The sequence below is a fragment of the Carboxylicivirga fragile genome, assembly GCF_050589805.1.
Classification (GTDB): Bacteria; Bacteroidota; Bacteroidia; order Bacteroidales; family Marinilabiliaceae; genus Carboxylicivirga; species Carboxylicivirga fragile.
In genome coordinates this window covers 51,795-66,570 of sequence record NZ_JBNGOY010000009.1, presented here as the reverse complement: position 1 = coordinate 66,570, position 14,776 = coordinate 51,795, and the positions used below count along the sequence as shown (strand labels likewise).

Annotated in this window: 12 protein-coding genes; 2 read left to right on the top strand and 10 right to left on the bottom strand. The window is 38.1% G+C overall.

Annotation, left to right across the window (positions count from 1 at the left end; translation table 11 throughout):
• Entirely contained in the window at positions 1 to 723 is a 723-nt protein-coding gene (locus ACRD7B_RS05345) for a hypothetical protein (protein ID WP_430823446.1), read from the bottom strand.
• Between the two features lie 90 nt (positions 724 to 813).
• Here ACRD7B_RS05345 and ACRD7B_RS05340 point away from each other — a divergent pair, with 90 nt between their 5' ends.
• A complete protein-coding gene (locus ACRD7B_RS05340) occupies positions 814 to 2,226 on the top strand; it encodes a S41 family peptidase (protein WP_430823445.1) in 1,413 nt (470 codons plus the stop codon).
• Between the two features lie 60 nt (positions 2,227 to 2,286).
• Here the strand turns inward: ACRD7B_RS05340 and ACRD7B_RS05335 are convergent, their stop codons facing one another.
• On the bottom strand, positions 2,287 to 3,042 hold the full coding sequence (locus ACRD7B_RS05335) for an ABC transporter ATP-binding protein (RefSeq protein ID WP_430823444.1): 756 nt from the start codon (positions 3,040 to 3,042) through the stop codon (positions 2,287 to 2,289).
• Positions 3,039 to 3,779 (bottom strand): MlaE family ABC transporter permease, encoded by a 741-nt coding sequence (locus tag ACRD7B_RS05330; protein WP_430823443.1) that lies wholly within the window; start codon positions 3,777 to 3,779, stop codon positions 3,039 to 3,041. Before ACRD7B_RS05330 ends, ACRD7B_RS05335 begins: the two co-directional genes overlap by 4 nt.
• 128 nt (positions 3,780 to 3,907) lie before the next feature.
• On the opposite strand from ACRD7B_RS05330, the gene ACRD7B_RS05325 reads away from it, so the two are divergent.
• Entirely contained in the window at positions 3,908 to 4,990 is a 1,083-nt protein-coding gene (locus ACRD7B_RS05325) for a mannose-1-phosphate guanylyltransferase (protein ID WP_430823442.1), read from the top strand.
• An 81-nt stretch (positions 4,991 to 5,071) separates the two neighbouring features.
• Here ACRD7B_RS05325 and porN read toward each other — a convergent pair whose 3' ends face one another.
• The 7 genes from porN to topA form a co-directional block, all read right to left on the bottom strand.
• Positions 5,072 to 5,926: a type IX secretion system ring subunit PorN/GldN gene (porN, locus tag ACRD7B_RS05320; RefSeq protein WP_430823441.1), complete on the bottom strand. Its 855-nt coding sequence runs from the start codon at positions 5,924 to 5,926 to the stop codon at positions 5,072 to 5,074.
• A 72-nt stretch (positions 5,927 to 5,998) separates the two neighbouring features.
• Positions 5,999 to 7,564, bottom strand: coding sequence for a type IX secretion system motor protein PorM/GldM (gene porM, locus ACRD7B_RS05315; protein ID WP_430823440.1), 1,566 nt, complete (start codon positions 7,562 to 7,564; stop codon positions 5,999 to 6,001).
• A gap of 39 nt (positions 7,565 to 7,603) precedes the next feature.
• Positions 7,604 to 8,548 carry a type IX secretion system motor protein PorL/GldL gene (porL, locus tag ACRD7B_RS05310; protein ID WP_430823439.1) on the bottom strand — a complete coding sequence of 315 codons (945 nt, stop codon included), beginning with the start codon at positions 8,546 to 8,548 and terminating at the stop codon, positions 7,604 to 7,606.
• 40 nt (positions 8,549 to 8,588) lie between these two features.
• Complete coding sequence (gene porK / locus ACRD7B_RS05305; protein ID WP_430823438.1) at positions 8,589 to 9,917, bottom strand: T9SS ring complex lipoprotein PorK/GldK; 1,329 nt, start codon at positions 9,915 to 9,917, stop codon at positions 8,589 to 8,591.
• Positions 9,918 to 9,950: 33 nt separating this feature from the next.
• Complete coding sequence (locus ACRD7B_RS05300; protein WP_430823437.1) at positions 9,951 to 10,988, bottom strand: PorP/SprF family type IX secretion system membrane protein; 1,038 nt, start codon at positions 10,986 to 10,988, stop codon at positions 9,951 to 9,953.
• A gap of 114 nt (positions 10,989 to 11,102) precedes the next feature.
• On the bottom strand, positions 11,103 to 12,260 hold the full coding sequence (locus ACRD7B_RS05295; RefSeq protein ID WP_430823436.1) for an arginase family protein: 1,158 nt from the start codon (positions 12,258 to 12,260) through the stop codon (positions 11,103 to 11,105).
• A 3-nt stretch (positions 12,261 to 12,263) separates the two neighbouring features.
• On the bottom strand, positions 12,264 to 14,750 hold the full coding sequence (gene topA, locus ACRD7B_RS05290; RefSeq protein WP_430823435.1) for a type I DNA topoisomerase: 2,487 nt from the start codon (positions 14,748 to 14,750) through the stop codon (positions 12,264 to 12,266).
• Positions 14,751 to 14,776 lie beyond the last annotated feature (26 nt).

Sequence of the window (14,776 nt, the reverse complement as noted above, 5' to 3'; positions counted from 1 at the left end):
CTAAAATTTCAATAAGGGATAAAGATGTTTATCTAATAATTCCTGTTCTAGCTTTGTGCTTAATTTGTACGACTTAATTTGCCATTGAAGAGCTTTTTTCCATGCTTGCTCACCGTCACGCTTCTCCATAAAAAAATCAAAAGCCTTGTAACCAATTTCCAAAAGTGCCTCACCGAACCATGCAAATAAATGCTGGTAGGTCTGAGGGTTCAATAGTGTTATTTTTATCTCGTCGTAACTTTTATCTATTAGTTCGTTAATTTGTATGGAGCTTAATCGTTGATGCACATTCAGTTTATTTTGAAAACTACTTTTATGCCCTTCTGGAAGGCATTCAAAAAAAACCTTCCAATCCATCTCAAACTCATTCGATTCACTTTGTTTATATAGGTTTTGATCTAAACCTGCAACCACATCCTTAAATAATTCGTCACGCATAAGTGCCAATAACAATGGCGCTATGTAAACCTTAACATCCGTCCAAGTCACTCCATCTTGCGCGTTAGTAAACGAGTAGGTATCGTTTTTCCAGAAAGCCTTAAATCTCGAAATACGCATAATATTACTGGTTCTACTTAGTATATGACACAAATAGGGATACAGAACTTGCAGCCTCTCCATGTTCTTGCATCTCAACTGATCTTCCTTCGTCCCTGGTAGTTCTTTATCTGAAAGAAAAACGATCATGTAACTATAAACATTACTGGTTATGTACGTTTCCAATTTATTTCACGTTTATTTTAAAAGCATATTAAAATTTCTCCGCAATATAAAAATTAAGTATTTTGCAGCACTAATCTTAAACAAAATTTCATGACTTATTACTTTAGATGGGCCATTCTTCTATTTGCCCTTACTACAACGATATCTTCGTGTAAAGATGACGATCCAGCTCCCAAAGAACCCGAAGATTTTGTAGATGAAGAAATTCAAACAATCAATAAATTCGTTCTGGACAATATGGATTTTGTCTATTATTGGCACGATAAAATGCCTGATCTCGATTACAGAAAAGAAGAAGATACTTTTGTAATGTTTGATAAATTACTTGCAGCAAGTTACGATTCTAATTTAGAAAGAAACATTGATGGATGGTCATTTCTAACAGATGACTATCCGGCACTTTTAGATTACTTCTCTGGTGTTCGAAAAACAATGGGTCATTCAATTCGTCTATTCAGACTATATTCTGATAAAAATGATCTTATTGGATTCATAGAATATGTTGAGCCAAACTCTCCAGCCGAGCAAGCAGGGCTTCAACGGGGAGATATGTTTTACAAAATTGATGATCAGATTTTAAGCATAGACAACTATTCAAGCCTTTTAAATAAGGAGAGTTATAAATTAACTTTAGGTAGCTTAAACAGCGACTTTAGCATTACAGCGATTACACCATCAATTAATCTCACGTCAGTTGAATTAACTACAAATCCAATCCATTTAAGTAAAATTATTGAGCACAATGGTTCTAAAATTGGTTATTTAATGTATAAATCATTTATACATGATTACAATGACCAACTTGAAACAGTATTTGCTAATTTTAAAAATGAAGGTGTTGATAATTTAGTGCTTGATCTTAGATACAATGGTGGTGGATCTGTAGCATCAGCTATACTTCTTGGAAGTATGATTGCCCCATCAAGCGCAGAAGGTGAAGTATTCATAAGAACAGCATACAATAAAAATCTCGAGCAATACTTCACAAAAGAATATCCTAATGATCCAGATTTATTTATAGATCGTATCGAAAAAAATACTAACAACCTTAATTTAGATAGATTAGTCGTTCTTTCAACATACAAAACGGCATCAGCTAGTGAAATGATAATTTATGGTCTTTCACCCCATATGACTGTTCACCATATTGGTGAGCAAACACATGGTAAATATTATGGCTCGATCACGGTTAATGATCAAGATAAAAAGCACGACTGGGCAATACAACCTATTGTAATGAGAGCTGAGAACAAAGACAACTCAATAGATTATACTGTTGGATTATTACCAGATGTAGAACGCGTTGACTTCTTAGACGCAGTTGAGTTTTATCCCTTAGGCGATCCAAAAGAGGATTTTCTAGCTCAGGCGCTCCTTTATTTAACTGGCCAATCTCCAATAGCAAATCAATTAAAATCAAAACCATTGCCGTTTAAGCCAATTAATCAGGAATACAAATTAGAGCACCCCTTGCAATTTGACATGCAATACCAACTTAAATAAAACTAAAAAGGCTGCGATATTCGCAGCCTTTCTTATTTCGATTACCAAAATTGAATGGCATTACTTACTATTCTCTCTTACCTTTTGAAATAACTTAGACGCAAAAATAAAATCTTCAAGCTGCTCATTCTGCACATGAACAATTTCGTCTTTTGTTCCTTCCCAGTGTTTTTCGCCTTCGTAAATAAACATAATCTTCTCACCAATTCCCATCACCGAATTCATATCATGCGTATTAACAATGGTGGTCATGTTAAATTCATGGGTGATTTCATGAATCAATTCATCAATCACAATTGAAGTACGAGGATCGAGACCCGAATTAGGTTCATCACAAAATAAATACTGCGGATTAAGTGCAATGGCGCGAGCAATGGCTACACGTTTTTGCATACCTCCACTCACTTCTGAAGGCAATTTTCTATTGGCATTCTCCAGCTTCACACGATCTAAGCATTCATTTACTCTGGCCGTCTTCTCTTCCAATGATTGATTGGTAAGCATATCGAGTGGAAAACGCACATTCTCTTCAACCGTCATGGAATCGAAAAGAGCTGAGCCCTGAAACAACATACCAATCTCTTGCCGTAAAGCCTTTCGATCCTTTCGCCCCATTTTATTAAAACTCCTTCCGTCGTAGAAAATTTCACCACTGGTGACATCGTGTAGGCCAACCAAAGATTTTAAGAGTACGGTCTTACCCGATCCACTCTGGCCAATAATTAGATTAGTTCGTCCTTTCTCAAAAACTGTTGAAATACCTTTTAGCACCAACTTATCGTTAAACGATTTTATAACATCTACGGTTTCGATCATGCCAGTAAGAGTTGTGTAAGGATAAGATTAAAAAGCAAGATTAATATACTCGATGTTACTACAGCTGTTGTACTAGCACTACCAACTTCAAGCGCACCACCACGGGCATGATAACCCCAATAAGCAGAAGCCGTTGAAATAATAAACGCGAATACCATCCCTTTTATCAATGAATAGACCACAAAAAATGGCTGAAAAGAATATTGTATTCCATAAATATAATCAGCCGAAGGCACTTCACCAGTTACCGAGCCAGCGATATATCCACCGGTTATACCAACACCCATGCTAATGATTACTAAAAAAGGAATAATTAATACAAAAGCGACCATCTTAGGCAGCACCAGATAACTCGCTGAATTAATTCCCATAATTTCGAGGGCATCAATCTGTTCACTCACCCGCATTGTCCCAATTTCGGAAGCAATATTCGATCCAACCTTTCCAGCTAATATCAAACCAACTATTGTTGACGAGAACTCGAGAAGCATGGAATCGCGTGTAGCAAAGCCAATGGTATATCGTGGAATAATAGGCATGTCGATATTATAAGCCGTCTGCAATGTGACTACAGCTCCCATAAAAAAAGAAATAATAAGCACGATGCCAACCGAGTCGATGCCAAGCTTATCAATTTCACGTACAATTTGCTTGAGAAACACAGTATGTTTCTCTGGTCTGCCAAACACCTTCTTAACAAATAATGTATATCGACCTATATGAAAAAACACCTTCATTTGCGAAATAAAAAATAGTCCTTAATTTTACAGATAAAAGTAGTAATATTCCGCTATTTATTAGAAAGATTACTAATTTAGGTATCTTTAAATTTAATTGTGAGACTTTAGAATTAAAGAATATACAAATGACTAATAACACGTATTGTGTAATAATGGCTGGTGGTGTAGGCAGCCGTTTCTGGCCACTGAGCACATCAAAAACCCCAAAACAATTTTTAGACATTCTTGGAACAGGTAAGTCGCTATTGCAGCAAACCTATGATCGCTTTAAACCGCTTTGCCCGGCTGAAAACTTCGTTATTGTAACGAGTTTGGAATATAAGGAGATGGTATTGGAACAGTTACCCGAATTAACAGCAGCCCAGGTACTAGCCGAACCTCTTCGACGTAATACAGCGCCTTGCATTGCCTACGCAAATGCGGTGATCGAAAAGCAAAACCCGGAAGCTAATATTGTGGTTACGCCGGCCGACCATTTAATCTTAAACGAAGAAGAGTTCAGACGTAACATAAACACAGGACTGGATTTTGTTACTGAGAGAGAAGCTCTTTTAACCCTAGGCATTAAACCTAGCCGACCTGAAACAGGTTATGGTTATATTCAAATTGGTGATAAGGTAGACAATCTGGATAAATTCAGAAAGGTGAAAACATTTACCGAGAAACCAAACTTGGACATGGCCAAAGTGTTTTACGAAAGCGGTGAATTTTTCTGGAACTCAGGCATCTTTCTATGGTCATTAAAAAGCATTAAAAAAGCATTCCAGGAGAACCTAAAAGAGGTATCTGATTTATTCGAATCCTTTATTCCTGAAATAGGTACAAGTAACGAAGAGAAGGCGCTTCAGGGCACGTATAGCGATTGTAAGAATATCTCTATCGATTACGGTGTGATGGAGAAGGCCAATAATGTATTTGTAAAGATGGTGGATTTCGGTTGGTCTGATCTTGGTACCTGGTCTTCCTTACACGAGCATGCCGAAAGAAACGAAGATAACAATGCTGTTATTAAAGGAAACGTGTTGGTATATGATTCAAGCAATAGCATCATCCATGTACCTGATGGAAAAATGGCAGTCGTGCAGGGATTAGATAACTACATCGTTATTCAATCAGAAAAATCGCTATTGATCTGCCCTAAGTCCAACGAACAGCAAATAAGACAGTTTACCACCGATTTAAAGAGCGAATTCGGATCCGACGAATAAGGTGTGCAAACAAATAATATAAAGCAAGAAAAAGGGGTCGAATGACCCCTTTTTATATATTATGATTTTCTAATCCTCTTTTTAGAATTCCCACATATCATGTTCAAGCTGGAACATCGAGCTCTTAATTCTCTCTGACTCCATCATAGCTTCCATACCAGCAGCATAATTCTCTATACGACGGTTGTTATAAACGTTTGATTCGCGATAGATATAGCTACCAAAATAACGCTTGATAAAGATATCATCGAATGTACGACGTTGTGCATCATTTCTTGGATTAAACACCTCATGACGAGCTAATAAACCGCGTGCCTCCGGGAAGTATATCCAAAATGCTTGCTGTTGAATTACCTGTCCATCTTCACCATCTGTTCCTTCTTTAACAAACTCACGAATCGGACACATACCAATAATACGTACATCCATGCGAGAATAATTACGATCGAAGAACCAAATTTCCTTCAACATAACTTGTTTCACCTCCGTTGAACGAACATCCAACTCAACAACTTTTAACTCTTCCATCCCAGTGTCAGGATTCTTAACATATTGCGAATCCTTTTTAGCCCCCATCTCGCGCATCACCTGCTCAAGGGTTAAAGCCACTTGAAATTCATCATCTGTACTAGTCGAATAAGCAGTTAATCCTTCGTACTTAATACCATACATCAATAAATCAATCAAACTCATACGATCATCCATCTGTGTAGTTGGATAAAACATTGGTAAATTAATCTTTTCGCGTAGGTCGATTACACGCCAAATTTTCTTTGCCCATAACACATCCGATTCACGAATATGAGCATAAGGAATTGGACGACGATTTGGTACATGGTCTTTTGAATATAACTCAGTTTGTACTTGTTGAGCGATCGCTAGATCAGCAGCACCCAGACCGATAAAAATTAAGAGGATTAAGATTAATCGTTTCATGTGTTTATAATTTACTTTTAGCGTCAATAATTAATTTCAGTAAGTGATAAATGCACCTACCATTGTAATACGTTAGTCTATCATAAAGGTTATAGAACCCAGCTTTCTTGTTCTTCCATCTGGCCCAACTGCTCTAATATCTTCAAATACGACACGAGAGCCACGACCAACACCTCTAATTAAATCAAGTTGTTCTTCTGTAATTTTATTACTTTTAGAAGGCTTATCTACATAGAAACCATTTTTTATGGTTGCTACATTAAATTGGGTTACTTTAAATTTTAAATCAAAGTCAAAGTCATCACCCATTTCGGCAAAAACACCTCCTTGAGCCAACAAAGTACCCTTTCTAATTTTTCCTTCTCTTTTACCAGCCACCATTGCAATAGGGTCAGGTACCTTCTTAATACGAAACTCCTGGCTACCCAAACGGCGAGTTCTACCATTGATTTCAGCAGATACAGTAACTATTGATTTAGCACCAGCCATACCAGCCTTAGGTTTTACAATGTATTCATCTCCTTTTTTACGGAAAGTTGCATTCGTCATGCTAATTTTCAACTGACTACCTGTAACTCCCGGCACCGAAATCTCAACAGGATTCTCCAAAGCCTCGTAAAATACATTCATCTTTACTGGTGAAATAACCACATTAGGCTGTATCACTTCATACTCATGACTTATATCTCTTGTTTGCCTGGCTCCATTAGGATCCTTAAAAACAATCTGTCCCTTCCAAGTCTTCTTACCTAATGAATTTGCAGGAATCCTTAATTCTCCACGTCCATTATTAAGAATATCTATATTATGACCTATTACATTATACTCTGGAAACTGTAAGGTGTCAGTCGCTGCTAATAAAATCTGCGCATAATATTCACCTCCTTTAATCACGTAGCTCGAACGTGGTATCACTATCTCCTCAACCTTATTAAACTTATAGGATCCTTCATCCACCTTACTCAATAAATAACTAACAACATCAGCCTGACCAGTACGCACATTACTTTGCATACTACTCATTAAAGCAAAGGATGCAGAAAGCGGTAAATGTTCAAACTTTTGACTTTCCCAAGAAACGGCGACTTGTCCTTTCTGAGAAGGTTCTTCAGCTTCAGTAGATAAACTACTTTCTAGTGTAGCTCTAAGAACGGTATCATTTGGATCAACATGCGTTAAAAGCAAGATTTTATATTCATTAATTAAGCGCTTTAACTCTTTCTGTTCAGCACCACCTCGTTCCACCATCATTACCTGAGGAGCAATATCTTGATTGTCGGCACCTAGAAAACTAGTTGTAGTAGCCTCGGGGCTATCGTCAACCATACGCATCATACGCACTTTCAAAGCTTCAATATGATTGTATAATGAATCAGCTTTAACTCTAATTTCTTTAGCTCTATCGTTATTTCCCTTTACTTTTTTAGGGTTGGTCATTTCTGCAGCATCAAATGTTGCATATAATTGATCGTTTTTAGTATCAACTGCTTTAATAGATTGCTGAATACTTTTATCAACTAATTGAAATGCTTGAAGTAACTCTCCTGACACGTTCAATGCAAGCATCGCCGTAAGGAAGAGGTACATCATACCTATCATTTTTTGCCTGGGGGTTTCTGGACAGTTTCCACCACTCATAATGTCTTGTCTTTAAGTTTTTAGCAGTTACTAGTCCTCTTACTTATTCCCCATATTCATAGCACTTAGCATATTGCCATAAATGGTATTTAGTTCCGATACAGTCTGGCTCAATTGCGCCACTTGCTCTTTGTATATTTTTGCATCGTTAACACTTGTCTGCAACTGCGTATTAATATCAGTCATACCTTTTGTCAACGATTGAGAAGCCTCAGCCTGTGAATTTAAACCTTGTAGCTGTAATTCATAAGCCGAATTAATAGCTGAAAGATTCTTGTTGACATCACCAAGTTTCTGATTGTATTCTGTATTGTTCGCATTTAATTGCTCGAAATGCGATTTCATATTATCTCCTGCTGAAGCGTATGAAGACATTAATTCTTCACCACTTTTTTGCATATTATTTACCAATTTATCACCAGAATCACCAATTGCCTTAGCAGTTGCCTGATACGTTTGTGATAATTGACCTACAGAATCGTCAAGCGTTGCCGCTGATTTCATTTGCACATTGGCCAATTCTCCAACAGCATTTCCAGCTTGTTTCATATTTTGCAAATATGATTCGGTTGCTAAACTGGCATTACTTAAGTCTCCCAATTGAGATGAGGTCGCAGACAATTTCTTAATACCTTCGGACAGTTTCTCAACAACCGCAGGTTCAAGCGTACCACTTTCAACCAGAGCAGCTAAATCGCTACCGCCGCCTCCGCCGCCACCAAGACTTTTGGTAGCAGTAGGTTCAAGACCAACCAATTCTGGATATACCAAACTCCAGTCCGGCATTTCATGGGGTGGTTCAAAAGCAGATAATCCAAAGATGATTGCCTCTGTTCCTAATCCGGCAATAAGCATTGCTGTTGCTCCAGGTAAGTGCAAAATTTTCCATAATGCTCCCAAGATTACCACTGCAGCACCTAACCCATATACTTTACCCATTACCTTTTTATAGGCGGGGCTTTCAACAAATTCCGTAAAACTCATAATGACCTATTTTTCCAATTTACCGTCCAAGAAAGAATTCTTAGTCACCAATATAATCACGAACACATCTGAAACCTACGTATGACTTCGAAGAGTCTTGATACTCATAAGTACGAGATCCATTCTGTAAGAAATAACCTATGTCTTTCCATGAACCACCACGGATTACTTTACGCTTCATTACATGTGGATCATCAGGAAGCGCATTGTATTTATAGGTAGGATTAAAATCGTGTGTAAATGTATAAGCTGATTCGTCAAAGGCACTTGAAGTCCACTCACCAACATTACCAGCCATATCAAATAAACCAAAATCATTTGGGGCATACGACATAACAGACATTGTTGTCATACCTCCATCATCGCCATAGCGGCCACGAAGCGGCTTAAAGTTAGCCAAGAAACATCCTTTATCGTTACGTGTGTATAAACCACCCCAAGGATAAATTGAATGCTCCAGTCCTCCACGAGCAGCATATTCCCACTCAGCTTCAGTCGGTAATCGATATTGCATTACTTCAGGCTCACCTTTTAAACGTAGGTAGTTGTTAAGTAATTGCGTACGCCAAATACTAAAGGCAGTAGCTTGTTTCCAATTAACACCAACTACAGGATATTCGTCGAAACCAGGGTGCCAAAAATACTTTTCAGTCCAAGGCTCATTAAACGAATAGGTGAAATCAGCGATCCAACATAAGGTATCAGGATAAACGTTTACTTCATCTTTCATGATAAAGGCAGAGCGATCACGAATTTCACGTTCTTTTCCTTCTTGATCGTAAACAACACCTTCGTATGATTTTGTTTCGAAGTTATAACGATTACTTTTCTTAGCTGCCTGAAGAAGGTCAACCCATTCGTATTCGTAATTTAACTTTCGAGTGTCAATTTCTTTACGGCGGAAGAAACGCTCGTTTTCTGGCAAGTACATCTCGTCCAAAATCTCAGCATATTCCTCATTCTCCCAATCAATTGGTTCGTCCCAATTAACAAAAGGAGGATCAATTTCGTTACCAAGGTAATCTTCAGCAATCAGGAATTCCTCAAACTGCTCACCTAATAAGCGGCGTGCCATTGAGTCTTTCACCCAATATACAAACTGACGATATTCGCTGTTTGTAATTTCTGTTTCATCCATCCAAAATGAACGAATCGAAACTGTTTTTGATTGAGATGTCATTGCCGAGGCAATGTCCTGGTCATTGGGACCCATGTTAAAACTTCCTTGCGGAATAAATAACATTCCATATGGATCTGGTTCGTAAAAAGAACCTCGACGGGCAACCCCGACTAATTCTCCACCACCACTCTGTCCACATCCTGTAAGGATGGTAATTAAAATGACACTTAGGGCAAGTACTTTCTTCATAATAGCCTTATATCTGAATTACTTATTCTTATTCTATAAATATCTTACACTCTTGTATTGCTTCTTTCGTTTTTCTAAGCTCATATCGAAACTGTAACCTAACATTAATTCATGTGATCCGTTTCGAGTTGCGCTCAATTGGGATATGCTTATATCGTAACTGTATCCGATGCGTAAACCGTTATTTAATTCGACGCCACCTAATACTACGATGGCATCTTGATAACGATACGTTAATCCTCCCCAATATTTATCTTTTAATATTCCGTTAACATTAACATCAACCTGATAACTGGACATATTCGTTTTCATAAATAATGAAGGGACTATAATAATCGGCCTATTTTTCATCTGCAACTTATATCCTCCTGTAATGAACAATGTTCTTTCCAGATACGATTGATAAGAATCCTTGAATTTAGGTTCCGGTCGGTTTAAATGTGCCACCGATATACCAAGGTAGTACATTTTATGCTCAAGGTAGGCTCCAAAGCCTAAATCGAACGCCGATCCTTGATCTTGTGGTAGAGATTCCTCTGTATGATAGTCACTTGATCCAGAAAAATCTCCATAACCATTTTCCGGCAAAAAAGAAATCCCTTCAGGATTAAATGATTGATTAATCATACCTAAAGACATTCCAACACCAAGCTTTCCAAAATCAGTCTCCCAGCGTTTTGCATACGCTAGCGACAAATATAAATTTGTCCATCCGCCGATTTCGTCGTTCATCATAGATAAACCGACTCCGCTTTCCCATCCCAATATGTTTAAATTTGCATCTGCTCCAAAAACCGTTGTCTTAGGCGCCATCCCATCAAATCCTCCCATCCATTGCTGTCTGTTACCAAGAGCAACATTAATCATTCCACTATTTCCGGCAAATCCCGGATTCACAGTCAGTTGATTAAACATATTCTGACTAAACTGCGGATACTGCTGCCCTGATGCAATTGTAGCAATGCAAAGTAACAGAAAAATTAATATTCTCCTAGCTATGCCCAAAAAAAGCTGGCAATAAATATTGTGGCTTTCGCCATCTTTTTCAAAATTGTCCCTTTTTACGAGCACATCAACTTAATTAATTCCAGCTGACAAAATGCTGGGGATATATACTTGTATTTTTAATCAAAGGTTTCATTTTCGAGTTGATATATTCGTTAAAATATTCAATCCTTTGATTTATCACTTCATTTTCCTGATGAATCGAAACCATCGTTCTGGAATATCATTTTGCGATGCCTTTTCAAAATCAGACTTATCACAAGCCACAATTTCGGTTTGGTCATGACTTACAGGAACCTCAACCCACCATCTATCATTATTCTGATTCTGGTAAAATTTAATGTCCTGTTCATAATCCTCCAAGTGAACGATGAACTGTTTATATTCATCAATTTCTTTTTTTGGATAATCGTTATATCGCAAAGAAATTCCCTCTAACAAATGCCATATAACTTGTGCACTCAATGCAACGCCTTGCGATTGATTATCTTTTTGCACATCCAATTCAAACAGACCAAAAGCCATCAACTTGTCGCTTAATCCTGAATACCAAGCCAATTGACAAACATCTTCACTGCGAAAACCGTTTGGCATTGGTGAAACATGTGCTGGTTGATCGCCTTGTTTAACCGATGTCATATCCAAACTTACCAAATCTGCATCACGTAACCAAGGTTCAGCACAACAAATCCCTTTTCGTCTTATTTCTCCTAAACGTAAAAAGTCAAAAGAATATTGTTTAATAAAATCTTCTTGTTTCTGACCCAAGAGGTATTTTTGAACACCTATTACAGATATATCCTGCGGAATACGCTCTTCATTGTTGCATAAAAAAGACAAAAATCCATCAGAAGAAAAATCATTTACCGATGCTACCCAATCAATTTTTGAATCAATAATAGCCAATCGAAAATTTTGATTTATTCGCTTAATGGCTTTCGACATTGGGATGGTGTAATCCTGCCCTCCACCAATAACAAGAGGAAAAACATTTAACCGACACAATTCAGCTACAACATCCTGCAATGCACTGTACCTGTCATCAACTGTCTTACCCAGAAGATTCCCTAAATCAAGTATCTTCATCGACTTACTAAGTTGGCGTAAGCCGTATAAATAAGTACGTGCAATATCAGGCAACTCAGAAGCACCTTTCCTCACCGAATGGCGAGCATCGGGCACTCCAATAATAGCGACATCAAAACCCGAGACATCTATATTAGATTGATCATGAAAATAAGACACCTGATGAATGAGTCGCTCTTCGTCACCTCCCTCAAAGGAAGGTGTTATCGAACGATCAGTTTCTGAGAAATAGTGTATCCAATCTTCAATCACCTACTAATCTTTTTTCTTTGTTTTTGCTGTGCTTGTTTTCTTTTTGGCTGTCGACTTTTTAGCAGTTGTTTTCTTCGCTGCAGTTTTCTTTGCCGTCGTTTTTTTAGCTGTCGCCTTTTTGGCGGTTGTTTTCTTTGCAGCTGCCTTACCTTTTTTTACCGGACTAGCTTCAACCAATGCCATACACTCCTCAAAAGTTAAATCTTCTGCAACTTTATCCTTTGGTATCTTAATATTATTCTTTCCGTGCTTAATGAAAGGCCCCCATCGGCCAATTAAAATTCTTAATTCTTCGTCCTCAGGAAACTCTTTGATTAATTTTTTAGCATCCTCTTCACGCTTTGTTTTGATTCGTTCAATGGACGTTTCCAAATCAATCTCCATAGGATCATCCACATCCTTTTTAAGGGATACAAATTTACCATCGTGACGAATATAAGGGCCAAAACGACCAATGCCGATTACAACCACCTTATTTTCGAACTCACCGACCGTACGTGGCAACTTAAATAAATCAAGCGCCTCTTCAAGCGTAATCGTTTCAAGATGTTGACCTTTACGAAGCGATGCAAACTTAGGTTTGTCTTCTTCATCTTCTGATGACTCTCCAATTTGAGCCAAGGGTCCGAAGCGACCAATACGCACTGAAACAGGTTTGCCTGTTGCAGGATCTTCCCCTAAAATACGTTCTCCTGAACTCTTTTCAGAATTCTCCAGAGTTTCTTCTACTTTTAAGTGGAAAGGTTTATAAAATTCATCAATGGATTTATTCCATGCTACATTACCAAGTGCAATCTCATCAAAGTCCTTCTCAACCTTGGCCGTAAAATCGAAGGATACAATATTATCGAAATACTTCACCAAAAAGTCGTTCACCACCATACCAATATCGGTTGGGAACAATTTATTTCTTTCGGCTCCGCTTATTTCCTTTTTATCACTTACTTCAACACTTCCACCATTCACAAGCATCAAATGCTTGTAAACACGTTCAACACCTTCGCGCTCCTCTTTCACAACGTAACCTCTGTTTTGGATGGTCGAAATTGTTGGGGCATATGTTGACGGTCGTCCAATACCTAATTCTTCTAACTTACGAACCAAGCTAGCCTCAGTATATCGTGGCGGTTTCAAACTCCATCTCTGACGTGCATCGATGTGTAACATATCAAGTACATCGCCCTCGCTCATTGGTGGCAACAAAACACCTCCCTTATCGTCATCCTGCTCACCTTCGGCATCTGTTGATTCGATGTAAACCTTCAGGAAACCATCAAATTTAATGATCTCTCCGGTTGCCATGAATTTTTCACCTGTTGTGCCAGCATTAATATGTATAACGGTTTTTTCCAACTGTGCATCGCTCATCTGCGAGGCAATGGTACGTTTCCAAATTAATTCATATAATTTTTGCTCCTGAGACGAACCACTAACCGATTCGTTATTTAAATAGGTAGGACGAATGGCCTCATGTGCCTCCTGAGCACCTTTGGCCTTTGTTTTATATTTTCTAATTTTCACATATTGTTCACCCATCTTCTCAGTAATCATATTGGATGCCATGCTGAGTGCCATATCCGATAAGTTCACGGAATCGGTACGCATGTATGTGATCTTTCCTGCTTCGTATAGCTTTTGGGCAACCGACATGGTTTGTGACACCGAATACCCTAATTTGCGCGAAGCCTCCTGTTGTAACGTTGATGTTGTAAAAGGAGCTGCCGGTGATTTCTTTACTGGTTTTTTCTCAACCTTATTAACGTTAAAAGCAGCATCAGTACATTGCTCCAAAAATACTTTCGTCTCCTCAAGTGTATCAAAACGCTTGCTTAATTCAGCTTTTAATTCAGTTACCTTACCCTTTTCATCCTTCACTTCGAACAATGCCGTAACACGATACGAAGAGGTTGGTTTAAATGCAAATATTTCGCGTTCTCTATCAACAAGCACACGTACAGCCACAGACTGCACACGCCCTGCTGATAAAGAAGGTTTTACTTTACGCCAAAGCACAGGTGACAATTCAAAACCAACCAATCGGTCCAATATACGACGAGCCTGCTGCGCGTTAACCAAATTGTAGTCAATGCTCCGTGGATTCTTAACAGCATTTTGAATTGCCTCCTTGGTAATTTCATGAAAAACAATTCGTCTTGTATTTTCTTCTTTCAGACCTAAGACTTCATATAAATGCCAAGCAATAGCCTCTCCCTCGCGGTCTTCATCGGAAGCGAGCCAAACCATCTTTGATTTCTTCGCAAGACTTTTTAATTCTTTAACGACTTCTTTCTTATCTTTTGAAATAATATAATCGGGTTCATAGTTATTCTCTTTATCAACACCAAAATCAGTTTTTGATAAATCCCTTATATGACCATAACTTGATTTCACCACAAAATCTTCCCCCAAAAATTTCTCAATGGTTTTAGCCTTTGCAGGTGACTCAACTATCACCAAATTCCCTTCTTTAACCGTCGTTTTTTTACCCATCTGTGTATTTCTTTCAAAAAGCAATT

Bases quoted from the DNA above. Each gene is read 5' to 3' on its own strand.
- ACRD7B_RS05330 (WP_430823443.1), bottom strand. From the start codon at position 3,779: ATGAAGGTGTTTTTTCATATAGGTCGATATACATTATTTGTTAAGAAG.
- ACRD7B_RS05335 (WP_430823444.1), bottom strand. From the start codon at position 3,042: ATGATCGAAACCGTAGATGTTATAAAATCGTTTAACGATAAGTTGGTG.
- topA (WP_430823435.1), bottom strand. From the start codon at position 14,750: ATGGGTAAAAAAACGACGGTTAAAGAAGGGAATTTGGTGATAGTTGAG.
- porL (WP_430823439.1), bottom strand. From the start codon at position 8,548: ATGAGTTTTACGGAATTTGTTGAAAGCCCCGCCTATAAAAAGGTAATG.
- ACRD7B_RS05325 (WP_430823442.1), top strand. From the start codon at position 3,908: ATGACTAATAACACGTATTGTGTAATAATGGCTGGTGGTGTAGGCAGC.
- ACRD7B_RS05340 (WP_430823445.1), top strand. From the start codon at position 814: ATGACTTATTACTTTAGATGGGCCATTCTTCTATTTGCCCTTACTACA.
- porN (WP_430823441.1), bottom strand. From the start codon at position 5,926: ATGAAACGATTAATCTTAATCCTCTTAATTTTTATCGGTCTGGGTGCT.
- porM (WP_430823440.1), bottom strand. From the start codon at position 7,564: ATGAGTGGTGGAAACTGTCCAGAAACCCCCAGGCAAAAAATGATAGGT.
- porK (WP_430823438.1), bottom strand. From the start codon at position 9,917: ATGAAGAAAGTACTTGCCCTAAGTGTCATTTTAATTACCATCCTTACA.